The organism is Terribacillus saccharophilus, from assembly GCF_002272075.1.
In the GTDB taxonomy this organism is placed as follows: domain Bacteria; phylum Bacillota; class Bacilli; order Bacillales; family Amphibacillaceae; genus Terribacillus; species Terribacillus saccharophilus_A.
Genome location: NZ_NPBJ01000008.1, coordinates 1 through 17,652 on the forward strand (window position 1 = coordinate 1; position 17,652 = coordinate 17,652).

Consider the following 17,652-nt stretch of genomic DNA (forward strand, 5'->3'; position numbering starts at 1 on the left):
AACTTTGCTCCTCGGTCTCCTGAACGTTTCGATCATCCGCTTCCGTTTCCTCGCGGTTCACTTCTATCTCTTCTTCTGCTGCATACTCCACTTGAGAGAACTGAATGCCTTGGTCCTCGGCATTCTGATCTTCTCTCGTATATGAAGCTGATTCTTCGGGCATAGCTGCTGGTTCTTCTTTAGCAAATTGATAGCCTTGCTGCTCATAGGGCTGATTATCACGTGCTTGAGCTTCGATTTGATCAGCTATTTCGTCTGTATAAGATTTAGCCTGTTCTGCTTGCGGGATCGGAGGCGGGAAGTAAGGTTGCTGCGGTGCTTGCGGCTGGGCTTCTTTCCTCTCTTCCAACACACCATATATTGCAACCGTCGCATGTAGTTCAAGAACATTGCTGCCAGGAACTTCATAATCAAAATTATCGATTGTGACATATACGTCATTTAGCTGCTTGATACGATTTTTCGGAACAGATATCTCAACAGGGAAACGATGATAAAATGTATTTGTTCCAGCTTCCTGTTTCTCGATATTTTCCATTTCCCTTGTACCAGGACTGACTGCGACTGCACTTCCTTCAGCAACTTCCTGAATAGGGTAATATTCCCCCGTAAGTTCAATGACTCCTCGGACAGAAATTTCATGCTCAAACTCCTGGATACTAATCTCCGGCTCCAATGCGATTCCTATTAAATCCTGCAACTGTGCGTCAGCACGGAAACTGAGTGATTCTTGTATATCAAACATAAAAGGTGTTGTCTCATTTGTAGACAAGTGGAATCCTCCCTCCAAGATTTAAGCGTTCCTCTGTACTAAAACCTATGCTTATGCCCATTCTTATATGTAAGGAAAATCCTTTGTCCCCATGAAAAAAAGCCCAAGCATAAGCTTGGGCTTTGAGTTTAAGATGCTGCTATTTTCTTGAAGGCTTGTCTAGCTGCTTCAATTGTCGCTTCGATATCCTCATCAGTATGAGCAGCTGATAGGAACAGCCCCTCAAATTGGGAAGGCGGCAGGAAGATACCCGCTTCAATCATTTCTCGATAGTACATGGAGAAGTGATCCAAATTGGATGTCTTCGCCGTATCAAAGTTAATGACAGGAGTATCTGTAAAGAACACACCAACCATCGAACCAGCACGGTTTACTTGCAGTGCTATGCCAAATTCCTCTGCAGCTGCTTTGTAGCCTTCAGCAAGACGGTCAGCATGAACATTGATGCGCTCATACGCCGCTTTATCCATTGCTGCCAATGTTTCGTATCCAGCAGTCATAGCAAGCGGATTTCCTGATAATGTGCCCGCTTGATAAATATCACCCGCTGGAGCAACACGATCCATAATCTCCTTACGGCCGCCATATGCGCCTACAGGAAGACCTCCGCCAATGATTTTACCAAGGCAAGTCAAGTCTGGTTCAACGCCGAAGTGACCTTGTGCAGAATGATAGCCAACACGGAAACCAGTCATAACTTCATCAAAGATAAGCAAAGCGCCATGCTGCTTCGTGATGTCACGAAGTCCTTCAAGGAAACCTGGCTGAGGTGGAACCACACCCATATTCCCGCAGACTGGTTCAGCAATGACAGCTGCAATATCGTCACCGTACTGCTCGAAAGCATATTGCACACTTTCTAAATCATTGTACGGTACTGTAATCGTATTACGGGCAATAGTTTCCGGTACACCTGGGCTGTCTGGAAGTCCAAGTGTTGCTACACCAGAACCAGCTTTGATTAGAAGAGAATCACCATGGCCATGATAGCTGCCTACGAATTTCAAGATCTTGTCGCGTCCAGTGAATCCACGTGCCAAACGAAGGGCACTCATTGTCGCCTCTGTACCGGAGTTGACCATCCGAACGATATCCATAGATGGAATCCGCTCTTTTACTAAAGCTGCCATCTTATTCTCAATCACAGTTGGCGCACCGAAGCTTGTCCCTTTCTCTGTGATCTTCTTCAAACCTTCTACAACGCGGTCATCTGCATGCCCTAGAATGAGCGGTCCCCAGCTTAGTACATAATCGATGTACGTATTACCATCAATATCTGTAATTTTAGACCCCTTACCGCTATCCATGAAAATAGGATCCATACCTACGGAGCGGAATGCACGAACCGGGGAATTAACTCCGCCAGGCATATGCTGTTTCGCTTCTTCAAATGCTGCTATCGATTTTTCAAAGCTTTTCAAAAGATTTCCTCCTCGTCAGTTGTCTTCCTTCAGCCATCTTGCCACATCTTTTGCAAAGTAAGTCATGATTAAATCCGCACCAGCACGTTTCATGCCGATCATTTTTTCCATAACAATTGCTTTCTCATCAATCCAGCCATTCAATGCAGCGGCTTTCACCATGCTGTATTCGCCGCTGACATTGTATGCGACAATTGGGGCATTGAATTGATTGCGCACATCACGAATGATATCCAAGTAAGCAAGTGCAGGTTTCACGATAAGGAAGTCTGCATTTTCTTCGATATCAGATGTTGCTTCGCGCAGTGCTTCTCTTCTATTTGAAGGATCCATTTGATACGTTTTGCGGTCTCCGAATTGCGGAGCGCCTTCAGCTGCTTCGCGGAATGGACCGTAAAAGGCAGATGCGTATTTGACAGAATAAGCCATAATCGGAATGTTCGTAAAGCCGGCTTCATCCAGTCCCTTACGGATTGCTTGTACATAGCCGTCCATCATGTTAGATGGGGCAATGATATCAGCTCCTGCTTTCGCTTGGCTTACTGCAGTATCTACTAAATAGCCTAGTGATTCATCATTATCGATTATTCCGTCATGCACGATGCCGCAGTGTCCATGGGATGTATATTCACAAAGGCAAGTATCTGCAATCAATAGAAGCTCAGGGACTTCTTGTTTTGTCTGGCTGATTGCCCGCTGTACGATGCCGTGGTCATGGAAAGCACCAGTTCCGATTTCATCTTTTTCAGCTGGAATACCAAAAAATAGAACAGATTTGATTCCTAATTCGCTTACTTCCTTCATTTCAGCTGATAAATTATCTAAAGACAGCTGGAATACACCTGGCATGGAAGAAACTTCATTACGGACGTTTTCGCCTTCAACAACGAAAACTGGGTAAATCAAGTCATCCACTGTTACTTCTGTTTCTCTTACTAGTGCCCGCATGTTTGCTGATGTACGCAAACGGCGATGGCGTTTGAATTCTGCCATTATCATTCACCTGTCCTTTGTTCATAGTAATGTAATAATGCATCGATCATTGCTTCTGTTGTGTAGTGAGCGGGCAGCAGGATATTATGGAAGCCATGCCGCTTGGCAGCTTCCTCTGTTGTCGGTCCAATGACAAGACAAAGTTTATTCAGCTGTTCCTTTTGCATTTCAGCCTGGCTAATAAAAGAATGAAAAGCCTCTATCGACGATGGACTTGTAAACGTCAATACCTCTGGCTGGTCCTTTAGCAAGACCTTGTTCAGAAGCTCTTGGTTACATTTCTCTTCTACCGTATCATAGACGACCATTTTCTCAAATGCATAGCCATTCTCTCTCAATCCGTTTGACAATGCTGGCCGGGATAAGTTCCCTTGGATCAGCAGTATCCGGTTAGCAGGATCATATGCTGCGCTGAATTCTTCTGCTAAGCGGTCAGCAGTATACGCATCCGGTATTAAATCAGCTCTCCTGCCAAGCACTCTTTCTACCGCCTCAGCAGTCTTCTGTCCGACTGCAGCAATATGGCAATGTTTCCAGTTCTCCAATTCGGAAAACTTACTCACTAAAACGCCAAAGTGCTCTACTCCATTATTGCTCGAGAAGAACAGCCAGTCAAAGCGATTGCCTTGCTGGCTAAGCATTTGGTTTTCTTTATCCGTTCTCGTTCGAAAAGTTAGTAAAGGCACCATAATAGGACTCGCGCCTGCTTTGGCCAGCTGTTCAGCTAATCGGACAGCCTGCTGCTTCGGGCGCGTTATGAGCACCTTCACGGCCGGCAACCGGCTCAATTGGATTCCGACTCCTGAATCGCTTTGGTGATGATATCCTGTGCACCTTGTTCCTGCATCTTTTCAGCGGCAAGCTTACCAACTTCCTGGGGATCAGTTCCTCGTACTTCTTCTTTGAATACTTGTTTTCCGTCAACAGAAGCAATCAAAGCTGTCAGTACAACGTCGTCTTCTTCCATATGAGCAACACCAGCAATCGGAACTTGACAGCTGCCGTTCATCAAATAAAGGAAAGTACGTTCAGCTGCTACTGTCTGCTGCGTATAAGAATCATTGATTTTAGCCAAAAGCTCGATTAATTCCATATCCGTATCGCGGCACTCTATTGCAAGTGCGCCTTGACCGATAGCTGGCAGACAAAGATCTGTTTCCAAGTATTCCGTTATTATTTCATCGTCCCAACCCATGCGCTTCAAGCCAGCCGCTGCAAGAACGATTGCATCAAAATCTTCATTCTCAAGCTTTTTCAGACGGGTATGAATGTTTCCGCGAATAGGCTTAATTTCGATATCAGGACGAATAGCAAGAATCTGCGATGCACGACGCAGGCTGCTTGTTCCGACAACCGCACCTTCCGGCAATTCTCTTAAGGAAACGTTATTCTTGGAGATCAAAGCATCCCGGTAGTCCTCCCGAACTGGTACGCTGGCAATTGTGAGACCTACAGGAAGCTCGGATGGCATGTCCTTCATACTATGTACGGCCATATCGATTTCCTCGTCATACATAGCTTGCTCGATTTCCTTGACGAACAACCCTTTTCCTCCAACCTTTGAAAGTGTAACGTCCAGGATTTTGTCTCCCTTTGTTTCGATTTTCTTAATTTCGAATTCATATGGGGCACCAGTTAGTTTTAATTGCTCGATAACCCACTTTGTTTGTGTGAGCGCTAAATTGCTTTTTCTTGAACCAACGATAATTTTTCGCATTGCTCTACCTCCTAAGGACTACATAATTTACCCAGTAAAATGAAATGATGAATACGTGCTAAGCAAGAAGAAATTAATGATGAGGATTAGAAAGGCTGCAATAGTATATATTGCCAAGCCTTTCCCTCTGACACCTCTTACCAAACGCAGGAACAGATAAACTGCATAGACGGCCAATACCGTCAGAGAACCGATTGTCTTCCAATCATACCAATAGAAGACTGCTGTTGTCGTATGAGCCCATACTATTCCCATAACAATCGATAACAATAATAAAGGCGTCCCGATTGTGATGGAAGTGAAGGTATATGTCTCTAGCTTGCCCAAGTCGCCAAGCCTTGTCCACCACCTATACCCTTTTTTCTGCTTCAAAAGTTGGAATTGCAATAAGTACATAAGGGCAAAGACAAAGGACAGAGTGAAAAATCCATACGCCAGAATAGCCAGCGTGATATGTGCGATCAGCACTTCATTCATAAAAGGAATAGTCTGAGACCATTCCCTCTCATAGGCTGAGCTTGCAATATATAATAACATCATAAAAAAGCCGACCACATTCAGGAAGAAGGTGAGAAAATCGACTTTGTAAATGCGGTTGATGAATAAGGATAGAGACACCAGGACCCAAGCATAAAAGTATAACCCTTCATATACATCCTTTACCGGCAGGCCAGCATGCGCAATCATTTCCTGCAATAAAAAAAGGCTCTGGAAGAACCATACTAAAGTAAGCAAACGGAAGGCGAAAACATTCGCCTTCCGATTCTTTTGTATAAAATCGATAAAATAGCTGAAAATGCTGGCTGCATATAGAAGTAAAATAATTTCATAAAGATAAGCCGGTACCTGCATCTATAAGCCCTTCTTTTTATCTAGTTGTGGAAACACTTGGTACAGACTGAAAGCCCTGTGACTCTGTACGCTCCAGTTTGATAAGATTATTTTGTTTATCCAGCACCGCTTTTTCGATCCCAAAAATCTCTGCGAACTGCTGAATTAATTCTTCACTGTTCTCACGGCCGGCAAGCTCTTTTGCTTGTGTGATCGGCTGCTTGAGAAGCTGATTAATGATGCTTTTCGTGTGCTTGTTCAGCACTCGCATATCACGTTCGCTAAGGTCAGGCAGCTTCCGCTCCAAACTCTTCATTGTCTCAGTCTGGATAGATGCTGCTTTACGGCGTAGCTCAGAAATGACTGGTACAACACCTAATGTCTGCAGCCATACTTTGAAATCGACGATGCCGCCCTCAATCATAATTTCGATCTTCTCAACTGCTTCTTGACGCGCAGCCAAGTTCGCATCGACGACATCCTGTAAATCATCGATATCGTATAGGAAAGTGCTTTCCAACTCATCCACATCTGGATTAATATCACGTGGCACAGCAATATCGACTAAGAATAATGGCTGGCCTTTACGTTCCTTATGAACTTCTTGTAGCATTTCTTTATCCAGTACATATCCTGGTGCACCAGTAGAACTGATAACAATATCAGCATCTTGCAAGGTACTGTCCAGTTCATCCCATCCAGCTGCTTTGCCATTGAATAAAGTGGCTAGCTGTTCTGCTTTTTCTTTAGTCCGATTTACTACCGTAACATCTTTGACGCCTGAACCATGCAGGTTTTTCGCTGCCAGTTCCCCCATTTTACCAGCGCCTAGGATGACGATTCGTTTAGAAGAAATATCACCGAAGATTTTTTTAGACAATTCTACCGCTGCGTAGCTGACAGAGACAGCATTTTCTCCGATTCCTGTCTCTGTATGTGCACGTTTCGCTACCGTAACAGCCTGTTTGAACAATTCGTTATAAATCGTTCCAGATGTATGCAATTCTTGTGCTTTTTGAAACGCGCGTTTCAGCTGTCCAAGGATCTGTGTTTCCCCTACTACCATGGAGTCCAGTCCGCTTGCTACCTTGAACAGATGCTCCACAGCTCTTTCATCCTCATGAAATGTAAGATAAGATGCAATCTCGTCTTTCTCGATACCGAACCATTCAGACAAGAATTTCTTTATATAATAGCGGCCAGTATGCATCTGGTCGACCACTGCATAGATCTCCGTACGGTTACATGTCGAAACAATGACGTTTTCGAGCATGCTTTTCTGGTTGGAGAGTGCTTGCATCGCTAAGCCAAGCTCTTCTTCCTTGAAACTTAGTTTTTCTCTTATTTCAATCGGGGCTGTGCGATAATTGATTCCAGCAACTAACATGTACATTCCCTTTTTCCCCCTTGAAAACATGTCGCTCATACTAGTATAACACTATGGTATTTCTGTCCTATTCAAAATTGTGAACAGAATCGTAAACAATTGTGTTAGGATAGAGTGTGTGTTTATTTGTGAATGTTTGTGAATGATTTCATAAGTACATATAACAAGTTAACACAGCTAGTCATGATAATCAACGATTTAATCTTATTTAATAATAATTATTATGTGGAGAGATGTTATGACGAAGAAAAATGCTTTTATCGGGTTCCTGCTACTGGGGATCGGTGCTTATTTCCTGTTACGACAGTTGCGTGTTCCCCTGTTTGTCGACTTCTATTCGTGGCCGACTTTGTTAATTATCATTGGCGCCGCACTACTATTGCATGCTTATCTTGCGAAAGATCATAAAAACTTATTCGCCGGCTATTTTATTCTTGGTTTAGGTGTCCATTTCCATGGAATGAAGCATTACGGCTTTTGGACCGATAGCTGGGGAGCTTATCCCTTCTTAGCCGGCGCCGCTTTGTTCATTTCGGCACTTAAGACGAAAAAAGGTTATGTATGGGCAATATTGCTGCTTGCTCTCGGCGTTTTTGCCATCGCTGCACCTCAGCAGCCTGCTTGGTTCGGCTGGCTCGATAGGACAGCAGGTATCATTAGTAATTATTGGCCTGTTCTACTTATCCTGGCTGGAGCTTACCTTTTATTCCGAAAAAAATAACCGTACAAGCTATAGCTTGTACGGTTATTTTTTATAGGAATTTTTTCAATACTCCCCATGCTTCCTCTTTTCCTTCTCCTGTTTCGGAGGAAAATGGAAGGATGATATCTTCTTGTAACAGCTGTAATTTATTAGCAGCCCGCTTGATATGCTGGACACGTTTCCCTTTTGGAATCTTATCCAGCTTCGTAGCCACTACAACAACCGGCAATTCATAATGCTTCAAGAACTCATACATCGCAACGTCGTCCTTCGTTGGTTCATGCCGTATATCGACAAGCAACACAACCGCCTTCAGATTCTCACGCTCTGTAAAATATTCCTCGAGCATTATGCCCCAAGCATTACGTTCTTTCTTTGAAACCTTCGCATATCCATAGCCCGGTACATCCACAAAATGAAACCGCTCATTGATCTTATAAAAGTTCAAAGTCTGCGTCTTCCCTGGCTTCTGAGATGTGCGGACCAGATTCTTCCGATTGATCATCTTATTGATAAAAGATGATTTCCCTACGTTTGAGCGGCCGGCTAAAGCAATCTCCGGCATATGCGTCACCGGATATTGCTTTTTCGATACCGCGCTGATTACTATTTCTGCTTCAGTTACTTTCATGTTTATCTTCCACCAATGCGTATTTTAATACCTCATCAAGATGGCTGACTTTTATAAACGTCATGTCTTGCTTGATTGTATCCGGTATTTCTTCCAGATCCCGATCATTATCGGCAGGGAAGAGAATTGTCGTAATACCTGCTCGGTGAGCACTCAAACTTTTCTCCTTCAGTCCGCCGATTGGCAAGACCCGTCCGCGAAGAGTGATCTCACCTGTCATTCCGACTTCTTTTCGTACCGGTCTGCCAGTCAGTGCACTCGTCAATGCGGTGGCAATCGTAATACCGGCAGATGGACCATCCTTCGGTGTTGCTCCTTCCGGCACATGAATATGAATATCATAGTGCTCATGGAACGATGGATCAACGCCGATTTCTTCGGCATTGGAACGGATATAGCTGAATGCAGCCTGAGCTGATTCTTTCATGACATCGCCGAGCTTACCGGTTAATGTCAGTTTTCCTTTACCTGGAGACAAGGAAACCTCTATTGATAGTGTATCTCCGCCAGCAGTCGTATAAGCAAGACCTGTCGCTGCGCCAACTTGATTCTCCTCTTCCATTAAACCATACCGGAAGCGTGGGCGTCCAAGCAATTCTTCTACTTTCTTCGCGCTTACCGTAACCCGTTTCTTATCTTCGGAAACGATGATACGTGCAACTTTACGGCAAACAGCTGCCAGCTGGCGTTCCAGACCACGTACACCAGCTTCCCTTGTATAGCGGCGCACGATATGTTCGAGCGCTTCATCCTTTACAAGGATGTTGCCTTTCTTCAGACCATTTTCTTTGATTTGCTTTGGCAGCAAATGTTCCTTGGCAATATGAAGTTTTTCCACTTCCGTATAACCTGCAATGCTGATGATTTCCATCCGGTCAAGGAGTGGCCCTGGAATTGATCCTAAGTTATTCGCTGTTGCAATGAACATGACATTGGAAAGATCATACGTCTCTTCGATGAAATGGTCACTGAATGAACTGTTCTGTTCCGGATCAAGTACCTCGAGCATAGCCGAAGACGGATCACCTCGGAAGTCATTGGACATCTTATCAATTTCATCGAGCAGAAAAATAGGATTCGTTGTTCCAGCTCGGCGCATGCCCTGCATGATTCGTCCAGGCATCGCTCCAACGTATGTACGGCGATGTCCACGGATTTCCGCTTCATCTCGTACACCCCCCAAAGATACACGGACAAATTTCCGGTTGATTGCTTTGGCGATACTTGTCGCCAAGGATGTTTTCCCGACCCCAGGAGGTCCAGCAAGACAAAGAATTGGCCCTTTCAAGGAATTGGTCAGTTTCTGAACAGCCAAGTATTCAAGAATCCGTTCCTTCACTTTGTCCAGGCCGTAATGATCTTCGTTCAAGGTCACTTCAGCGTGAGGAATATCCAGATTGTCTTCTGTTTGTTTCTTCCACGGCAAAGCAATCAGCCACTCTAAGTAATTGCGGATGACAGAGCTTTCCGCTGAGCTCTGCGGTACGCGCTCATAACGGCTCAATTCCTTTTCAGCAACTTCTTTCATGTGATCCGTCATATCAGATGCTTTTATATCTGCCCGGAACTGCTCAATCTCACTGGACTTGCCATCGCGATCACCAAGTTCCTTCTGAATTGCCTTCATTTGCTCTCGCAAATAATATTCCTTTTGGGTCTTTTCGACAGATTGTTTGACTCGAAGGCCGATTTTCTTTTCAAGATCAAGTACTTCCCGCTCATTCGTAATGATCGTAATAATATGACGCAGGCGTTCTTTCACATCTTGCATCTCAAGGATCTCCTGCTTATCTTCCAATCGCAGTGTAAGATGAGAGGTGATCATATCAGCCATGCGCCCAGGTTCCGTAATATCCGTCAAGGTCGCTAACGTCTCTTGGCCAATCTTCTTAGAAACCTTTATGTATTGCTCAAACTGTTCCAAAAGCGCACGCATCAGTGCTTCTTCCTCATTTTTCGTACCATGCTCGTCTGGTCTTTCTTCTATTTCAACCATGAACTGCTTGTCATCTTCCAGGAAACGGATGATTTCAGCACGATATAGTCCTTCAACCAATACACGCATCGTACCGTTCGGAAGCTTCATCATTTGATTAACTTTTGCTACCGTGCCTATATGGTGGATTTCCTCTTCTGTCGGTTCATCTAAATCCACTTCCTTTTGTGCAGCCAGAAAGATTGTTTCTCCTTCCAGCATCGCACGTTCCAATGCATGAACGGATTTTTCCCTGCCTACATCCAAATGTAGAACCATCGTCGGAAAAATAAGCAATCCCCTTAAGGGTAAAAGAGGCGTTATCAGTGTCTTCTCTTTTTCCATCGTGACACCTCCAAATGTCTGTCTTCTTCAGTCTTTCTTAAAGTATATACACAACCACAGTACTGTACCCATACTTTGTGAAAATCAAGAAAAAAATCCCTTGCCACCAACTGTAACAAGGGATTTGCTGTAGATGATCATCTGCTTGGCAGATAGAGATTATGCACTCTCTTTCGGAGATTGCTGGTTCTCATCTGTTACGGTACCATCATGCAGTACAAACTTCGGACGGCCATTCTCAAGCAGTACTGTATCTTTAGTTATGATGCATTGCTTGATATCGTCACGGGATGGAAGTTCATACATAACGTCCAGCATGATACCTTCAATGATGGAGCGCAAGCCCCGTGCACCAGTTTTACGTTCGATTGCCAGCTTAGCAATTTCACGAAGCGCATCTTCTTCAATAACCAATTCTACTTGGTCCATCTGGAAGAGCTTCTGGTATTGTTTCACCAATGCATTTTTTGGTTTTGTCAGGATCTCAACCAAAGCTTCCTCATCAAGCGGCTCTAGGCTGCCGATAACAGGCAGACGACCAATGAACTCAGGAATCAAACCGAATTTCAATAGATCCTCCGGTAATACCTTGGAAAGATATTCGCCTTTATCCAGAGTCTCTTTGCCATCATTAGCACCAAAACCGATAACCTTGTTACCAAGACGGCGTTTAATGATTTGCTCGATTCCGTCGAAAGCACCACCACAGATGAATAGAACGTTTGTTGTATCAATCTGGATGAATTCTTGATGAGGATGCTTACGGCCGCCTTGTGGCGGAACGCTTGCTACCGTACCTTCAAGAATTTTAAGAAGTGCCTGTTGCACACCTTCACCGGAAACATCACGAGTGATGGATGGGTTCTCTGATTTACGTGCTACTTTATCGATTTCATCGATGTAAATGATCCCTTTTTCTGCTTTTTCTACATCGTAGTCAGCAGCTTGGATCAATTTAAGCAAGATGTTTTCTACATCTTCCCCAACGTAACCAGCCTCTGTTAAAGAAGTTGCATCTGCAATTGCGAATGGTACGTTTAGGATACGCGCCAATGTCTGAGCTAGTAATGTCTTACCGCTACCAGTCGGACCGATCATTGCGATATTACTCTTAGACAATTCCACATCATCTGAGCTCTTACCGGAATTGATACGTTTATAGTGGTTGTAAACCGCTACAGCAAGATTCTTCTTCGCTTTATCCTGTCCGATAACGTAATCGCTTAGAATTTCACGGATTTCCTGTGGTTTCGGAATTTCTTTGAATTCAACTTCTTCTTCGTTTCCAAGTTCCTCTTCCACGATTTCTGTGCACAAGTCGATGCACTCATCACATATATAGACGCCTGGTCCGGCTACTAATTTACGTACTTGGTCTTGGCTTTTGCCACAGAAGGAGCATTTAAGTTGTCCTTTTTCTTCATTAAATTTAAACATCATTTCACCCCTCGAATGTAATATCTATATATGATATCTCGAAAGATCAAACACATTCTGGATGCGCCCAGCCTTCCTTTTTCCAATCATATCAGATAAAAGCAGTATTAAAAAGCAAAACACTTTTTCCATCAGTATTAGCCAAATGAACGCAGGTAAACCCTGCAAAGGAAGATTTCTCCCTTTTATTAAACTGGCAAATCCTGCATACGCGAAAAAAGAGGTACGTTTTATTATGGAGTTTTTTTTGTAAAAGTCAAACCATATGTATGTAGTATATGTAAACGAAAAAGCCGTTCATGCACGTAATTCCACAGAGAGGCTAACAATACCTTCTGGAACTACGTTTATTTTTTAGAAAAACAAGGCACAGTGATTGCTGCCTTGTTTTTCTGATTATGTCTTATGCAGTTTTGCTGTTGTCTACCAATACATCAATAGCTTTTTGGAACTTCAGATCATCTTTGATAGCGTCTGTGTTGCCGCCAAGCATTTGAGTCAATTGCTCTTTGTCTGTTTGGTACATTTCAGCCATTTTATCAAGCTCAGTGTTAACGTCTTCGTCAGTCACTTCTAAGTTCTCCGCTTGCGCGATCGCTTCAAGTGTCAAGTTCGTTTTCACACGTTTGCCAGCATCTTCTTTCATTTGCTCGCGAAGTGCAGCTTCGTCTTGACCCGAGAACTGAGCGTACATTTCAAGTGTCATACCTTGCATTTGAAGACGCTGTTCGAATTCACGAACCATGCGGTCTAGTTCTGTATCTACCATTGCTTCTGGAACTTCCACTTTCGCGTTGTCTGTAGCAAGGTTGATCAGCTGCTCACGTTTGTTGTTTTCCGCTGCAGTTGTTTTTTCTTCTTGCAAACGGTTTTTTGTTTTTTCACGAAGCGCATCCAAAGATTCAACTTCTTCGTCTACGTCTTTTGCGAATTCATCATCAAGCTCAGGAAGTTCTTTTGCTTTGATTTCGTGAATTTTTACTTTGAAGACTGCTTCTTTACCAGCAAGTTCCGCAGCATGATATTCTTCAGGGAATGTCACAGTGATATCGGACTCACTACCGGATTCTTTACCTACTAGCTGTTCTTCGAATCCTGGGATGAAGCTGCCAGAACCAATTTCCAAAGAATGGTTTTCTGCTTTGCCGCCTTCGAATGCTTCGCCATCAACGAAACCTTCGAAATCGATTACGACTGTGTCGCCTTCTGCTGCAGATCCTTCTTCTTTAACAACCAATTCAGCTTGTCTGTTGCGAAGTGTATCGATTTCTTTTTCAACATCTTCGTCAGTTACTGTAGTATCTTCTGCTTCTACTTCAAGACCTTTGTAGTCGCCAAGCTCTACTTCTGGTTTGATAGCTACAGTAGCTTTGAAGATAAGCTCTTTGCCTTGTTCGATCTGCTCAAGATCTACATCCGGCTGTGCAACAGGCTCAATGCCAGTCTCTTCAACAGCGTTCATGTATGCTCCTGGAAGAACGATATCAATCGCATCCTGGTACAAAGATTCTACACCGAAACGTTGTTCGAAGATTTTACGTGGTACTCTTCCTTTACGGAAACCTGGTACCTGTACTTGTTTAACTACTTTTTGAAACGCTTGGTCAAGTGCTCCGTCCAATTCCTCAGGAGATAGGGTAATTGTTAAGATTCCCTCGTTCTTGCCTTCTGTTCTTTCGAATTTTGCTGACATAATATTCCCTCCAACATCTATCGTTTGTTTCATGTTAATCGTTCTCAATTCTAGCATAATATAAGCTATTAACTAGTACTGGTTTACAACCATCTTATTATAACATATTCATAGTCGCTTTCAACACTAACGATACGAACTCTGTCATTCCTCGGCGACAGTCAGATATTTCGCTTCCAATGTAATGATCTCTTCCATCATGGAAGCGATTCTCTGCGCTTCTTCCTCTGTAACAGCAGGCTGATCGATTTGCAGATAACTGCTTGCCAGCTTCTGCAGTGCAGCAGCCAAAACAGTGCCGTCTTCTTCTGTAGGCACCATTGGGTATCTAACATACATATAACGATGTAAAAGCTTGTACACCAAGTCGTAAAGTGATGGATTCTGCTGCTCAAGAAGATGCAAATGCTGCAGTACCTGTTTCATCCCTTCCGATCTTTCAACTGTTGTCAGGTTCTCCGGGACAACTGTCATCGTTTCTTTCATCTTATGTATTGTGACTGGGAATTCGATTTCTTGCTTCACGAGCCATTCCAGTACGGCTGTCTGTACGACGGGATCAGCTTCCTCATCAAGTAAATATGCTTCCATCTTCTGTACATGCGGACTGACATCAAGCGAATGGCATTTCTGGATGAGCTGCCATTGCAAGACGATATCCTTACTCTTGCGTGCTTTTTCGAAATTATGTATAAGCTGATCTGCAGTTGTCTGACTCTTATCTTCGGCCATTTTACGACTTACCTTCTGCAGCTGATCAAACGATGTCTTAAGCGGCGTCGGTATTTTCTCAGTTGCATATACCTCGTCCAGCAATTCCACTACTTCGTCGTAGCGTCCGAGCTGGAACAGCAGTGTTAAATGAATATGTAAGTATTGCAGATAATCCTTATCCTTGGCAGCCAACAGCTGCAAGGACATTTCCTCTGCCTCTTCATGCCTGCCAAGCTCCATTAGACATATTAGGCGCCCAGTCAAAATTTCCGGCTGACGGTAGCCATAATCCAGAAGCTGTTCAAATTTCCCTATTGCATCGGTGTAATTCTTCTCCTGCAGCTCCTTCATCCCTTCCCGCTCCAGCCGCGTCTTTAGACCCGGGAACAGGACAACATTATTCTCTTTATCCATCGGCAACATCCTCATTAGATTTTCAGTTAGAGACCTGGTAACAGCTATACCCTTAAATGTAACAAAGAAAACGCAGATTGCAACTTTTAAATGGCAAAAAGCTGTGAATCCATGCATTCACAGCCCTATGATACTATTCCCTACTTTTCCCGGGGCTCCCCAGGGTGGGGTCTTCTGAAAGGTATGACATTCTCCGAGGGGATAGGTGTATCATCATCGTCTTCTTCTTCATCAAGAAAATCGAATAATCGCTGCTGCATATCTCCAAGTTCCGAGGTCATGCTTCTTTCCTTAGCTTCCAAGTCATAGATATTACGTTTGATCTGAAGGTAAAACTCCTTTAAGGGCTTATCTGTATATTGGCTTAGAAGCCGATCTGATATTGTATACTCCTGCTGCAGTTCCAAGTCATAGATGCGAACCATGAAATATTTCCCGAAAGGAACGGATCCGATAAACCGATAACGTTTCGTCTCATCTAAATACATAGGCCACCTCCAAGAAAAGTGTAGCATGTATCGACAACTATATGCATATTTTCTCCATAATATACAGAAAACTTACATTTACTTAATCATGCATACTAAAATCGCAGTGACTATCGAGAAAGTGCGGTTTCTTTACCGATTAAACTGTTTTCTGTACCAGTTACAAGAACTCCTTTACCCGGATAGTCTTCTACATGATTACCCAGTAAGCAAGCGCATGTTATGGGCGACTTCTCATCACCTTTCAGCCTTATTGCTGAAGCATACTTTCCTCCGCCCGTGATGGTGTTCTGTAGAATAAGGAAATTCTTGATAGGGTTGCTGCGCCCTGTCGGACGATTCTTGCTGTCTGTGTCATTCCTGCCATCCACGTAATTAGGATGAATGGCAACCCCACCACCGCATGATTCTATCCGATTATTATAAAGAACAACATCCCGCCATGAATAAGCACGCACTGCCCATTGAAGTGTTTCCTTTATGACATTATCTGTGATATAAATACGTTCATGCCATCTGTCTGCTGTAGCAGAGTGTGATCCAATTGCTCTTCCCCAGCTCCCCTTCGTGTCAGACGGACCGAAACTATTATGATGAATCCACATATCCTCGCAAGTTGTTTGTTCGAAAACGGAACCTCCCCAAGGGAATACACGGCGAGCTTTGGCTAAATCCAACTGAATCGCCTCACTGTAAGCACGCTCTCCTTTTCTGTCATCATAACCGAGAAACTTACAATGACGCACCTCACTATTACGCATAGCATTGAGTTCGATCGCACGCCCTCCGCCATGCTCCACCAGCTGCAGCTGTTCGATAATTACATTTTTCGCATGTGCCAACACAAAGCTTGTCCCGCCACGGTATGCTGGGTAGTTTGCATCCCACGTTCCGCCGCGAATGATTATATTGCCATTCCCACGATAAGCACGCATTCGGTCCCGCCTGCGCAAATTCAACAGCATAGGTCCATGATGCTTTTTTCGAAATATAGAATCGTCACTTGCATCAAGGAAGGTGTTCTGCTTGAGACGCAATGGCCAGCGCAGCGTGTAAAGTCCTGGTGGAAAGACAATATGTATGCCCTCCTTGCGATCAGCTAGGTTCAGCAGCTGCTGAATACCTTTCGCATCATCATGTTTTCCATCCGCTCTGACCAGCGGGTGATCTGTTGCTATTACTGTACATGCCGACTTTAATTCTTCTATTAAATGATTGCTGGTTCTGCTAATATCCCGAAGTGTTTCTGCTAGTTCGTTGAATACAGCTGTTACCTTCTGTTCCTTATCCAACCTGCGCCTCCTTTTCGTGAGTATTTTACCCATTAACCGAAATGGAAACGGATCAATCATAGTAACAACACTTTTATGGCAAGACAGCAAAAGAACGAACAGGAAATCCAGTCGCTTTTCCTGCTTTCGGTACGATATTAAAGATGAACGCCCCTTTCGCTGGCAGCAGATCTAAGTTCGTCAACAGCTCCACTTGATAGGAATCCTGTTCCAGCACATAATATTCCCCAAGCAGAGCACCATTTTTCTGAAAATCGACCGCTGCATCCGTATCAAAAGTCTCATGCCCTACTGCTTTAATATCTCGTTCTTCATATAGAAACTTTAGACTTTCCAGTGACCAGCCAGGAGAGTGACTCTTTCCTTGTTCATCTTTATTATCCATCTTCTCTTGATTTGGCCAGCGTTTGCTCCAGTCCGTGCGCAGAGCTACGAATGTGCCTGGCTCAATTTTTCCATGCTCTGACTCATAAGCCAGAATATCTTCAACAGACAATGTAAAGTCATGATCTGCAGTCGCTTCCTTAGATTTATCGATTACAACAAGCGGCAATACCAATTCTTTTAGCTCAAGCTCTTCCAAATAACGTGTATCCCGCACAAAGTGGATCGGCGCATCCAGATGTGTTCCGTATTGTCCTGGAAAAGTAAAGCTCTGAGCGAAGAAACCATCATCATGGGAAAATAGCGTTTCGAACTTTGCAGGATTAAAGGCTGAGAAATGAGGAGAATCTGGACCAAAGGTGTGTGTCAAATCCACCCATTTCTTTTGCCTTAATACTTCCAATGCTTTACTCAACTCGTTAGACATAAACATTCACCTCATATTAAATAATTTT

At 43.7% G+C, this 17,652-nt stretch carries 15 protein-coding genes and 1 pseudogene; 1 reads left to right on the plus strand and 15 read right to left on the minus strand.

Annotated elements, in window-relative coordinates:
* The 7 genes and pseudogenes from CHH48_RS05270 to hemA all read right to left on the minus strand — a co-directional run.
* Window positions 1–772 (minus strand): annotated as a pseudogene (locus CHH48_RS05270) (hypothetical protein); the annotation flags it as partial.
* A gap of 128 nt (window positions 773–900) precedes the next feature.
* Window positions 901–2,193, minus strand: a complete 1,293-nt coding sequence (gene hemL / locus CHH48_RS05275) for a glutamate-1-semialdehyde 2,1-aminomutase (protein WP_095220305.1) — start codon at window positions 2,191–2,193, stop codon at window positions 901–903.
* A gap of 15 nt (window positions 2,194–2,208) precedes the next feature.
* Window positions 2,209–3,192 carry a porphobilinogen synthase gene (hemB, locus tag CHH48_RS05280; RefSeq protein WP_095220304.1) on the minus strand — a complete coding sequence of 328 codons (984 nt, stop codon included), beginning with the start codon at window positions 3,190–3,192 and terminating at the stop codon, window positions 2,209–2,211.
* Window positions 3,189–3,974: a uroporphyrinogen-III synthase gene (locus CHH48_RS05285; protein ID WP_095220303.1), complete on the minus strand. Its 786-nt coding sequence runs from the start codon at window positions 3,972–3,974 to the stop codon at window positions 3,189–3,191. The genes hemB and CHH48_RS05285 overlap by 4 nt, the downstream gene beginning before the upstream one ends.
* The gene (gene hemC, locus CHH48_RS05290; RefSeq protein WP_095220302.1) at window positions 3,971–4,903 is read right to left on the minus strand and encodes a hydroxymethylbilane synthase; all 933 of its coding nucleotides are present in this window, start codon (window positions 4,901–4,903) and stop codon (window positions 3,971–3,973) included. Before hemC ends, CHH48_RS05285 begins: the two co-directional genes overlap by 4 nt.
* 27 nt (window positions 4,904–4,930) lie before the next feature.
* Window positions 4,931–5,755, minus strand: coding sequence for a cytochrome C assembly family protein (locus CHH48_RS05295; RefSeq protein ID WP_095220301.1), 825 nt, complete (start codon window positions 5,753–5,755; stop codon window positions 4,931–4,933).
* Between the two features lie 16 nt (window positions 5,756–5,771).
* Complete coding sequence (gene hemA, locus CHH48_RS05300) at window positions 5,772–7,127, minus strand: glutamyl-tRNA reductase (protein WP_095220300.1); 1,356 nt, start codon at window positions 7,125–7,127, stop codon at window positions 5,772–5,774.
* A 232-nt stretch (window positions 7,128–7,359) separates the two neighbouring features.
* Here hemA and CHH48_RS05305 point away from each other — a divergent pair, with 232 nt between their 5' ends.
* Window positions 7,360–7,842 carry a LiaI-LiaF-like domain-containing protein gene (locus tag CHH48_RS05305; protein WP_095220299.1) on the plus strand — a complete coding sequence of 161 codons (483 nt, stop codon included), beginning with the start codon at window positions 7,360–7,362 and terminating at the stop codon, window positions 7,840–7,842.
* Between the two features lie 31 nt (window positions 7,843–7,873).
* Here the strand turns inward: CHH48_RS05305 and yihA are convergent, their stop codons facing one another.
* From yihA to CHH48_RS05345, 8 genes are all read right to left on the minus strand, one after another.
* Window positions 7,874–8,455 (minus strand): ribosome biogenesis GTP-binding protein YihA/YsxC, encoded by a 582-nt coding sequence (gene yihA / locus CHH48_RS05310; RefSeq protein WP_095220298.1) that lies wholly within the window; start codon window positions 8,453–8,455, stop codon window positions 7,874–7,876.
* The gene (lon, locus tag CHH48_RS05315; RefSeq protein WP_095220297.1) at window positions 8,442–10,775 is read right to left on the minus strand and encodes an endopeptidase La; all 2,334 of its coding nucleotides are present in this window, start codon (window positions 10,773–10,775) and stop codon (window positions 8,442–8,444) included. The genes yihA and lon overlap by 14 nt, the downstream gene beginning before the upstream one ends.
* A gap of 159 nt (window positions 10,776–10,934) precedes the next feature.
* The gene (gene clpX / locus CHH48_RS05320; RefSeq protein WP_095220296.1) at window positions 10,935–12,212 is read right to left on the minus strand and encodes an ATP-dependent protease ATP-binding subunit ClpX; all 1,278 of its coding nucleotides are present in this window, start codon (window positions 12,210–12,212) and stop codon (window positions 10,935–10,937) included.
* A gap of 403 nt (window positions 12,213–12,615) precedes the next feature.
* The gene (gene tig, locus CHH48_RS05325; protein ID WP_095220295.1) at window positions 12,616–13,905 is read right to left on the minus strand and encodes a trigger factor; all 1,290 of its coding nucleotides are present in this window, start codon (window positions 13,903–13,905) and stop codon (window positions 12,616–12,618) included.
* Window positions 13,906–14,049: 144 nt separating this feature from the next.
* Window positions 14,050–15,033 carry a tetratricopeptide repeat protein gene (locus CHH48_RS05330; protein ID WP_176466368.1) on the minus strand — a complete coding sequence of 328 codons (984 nt, stop codon included), beginning with the start codon at window positions 15,031–15,033 and terminating at the stop codon, window positions 14,050–14,052.
* Between the two features lie 140 nt (window positions 15,034–15,173).
* Window positions 15,174–15,521 carry a hypothetical protein gene (locus tag CHH48_RS05335; protein ID WP_095220293.1) on the minus strand — a complete coding sequence of 116 codons (348 nt, stop codon included), beginning with the start codon at window positions 15,519–15,521 and terminating at the stop codon, window positions 15,174–15,176.
* A 110-nt stretch (window positions 15,522–15,631) separates the two neighbouring features.
* Entirely contained in the window at window positions 15,632–16,813 is a 1,182-nt protein-coding gene (locus tag CHH48_RS05340) for a hypothetical protein (RefSeq protein WP_095220292.1), read from the minus strand.
* A gap of 73 nt (window positions 16,814–16,886) precedes the next feature.
* Complete coding sequence (locus tag CHH48_RS05345) at window positions 16,887–17,624, minus strand: cyclase family protein (protein WP_095220291.1); 738 nt, start codon at window positions 17,622–17,624, stop codon at window positions 16,887–16,889.
* Window positions 17,625–17,652: the final 28 nt, after the last annotated feature.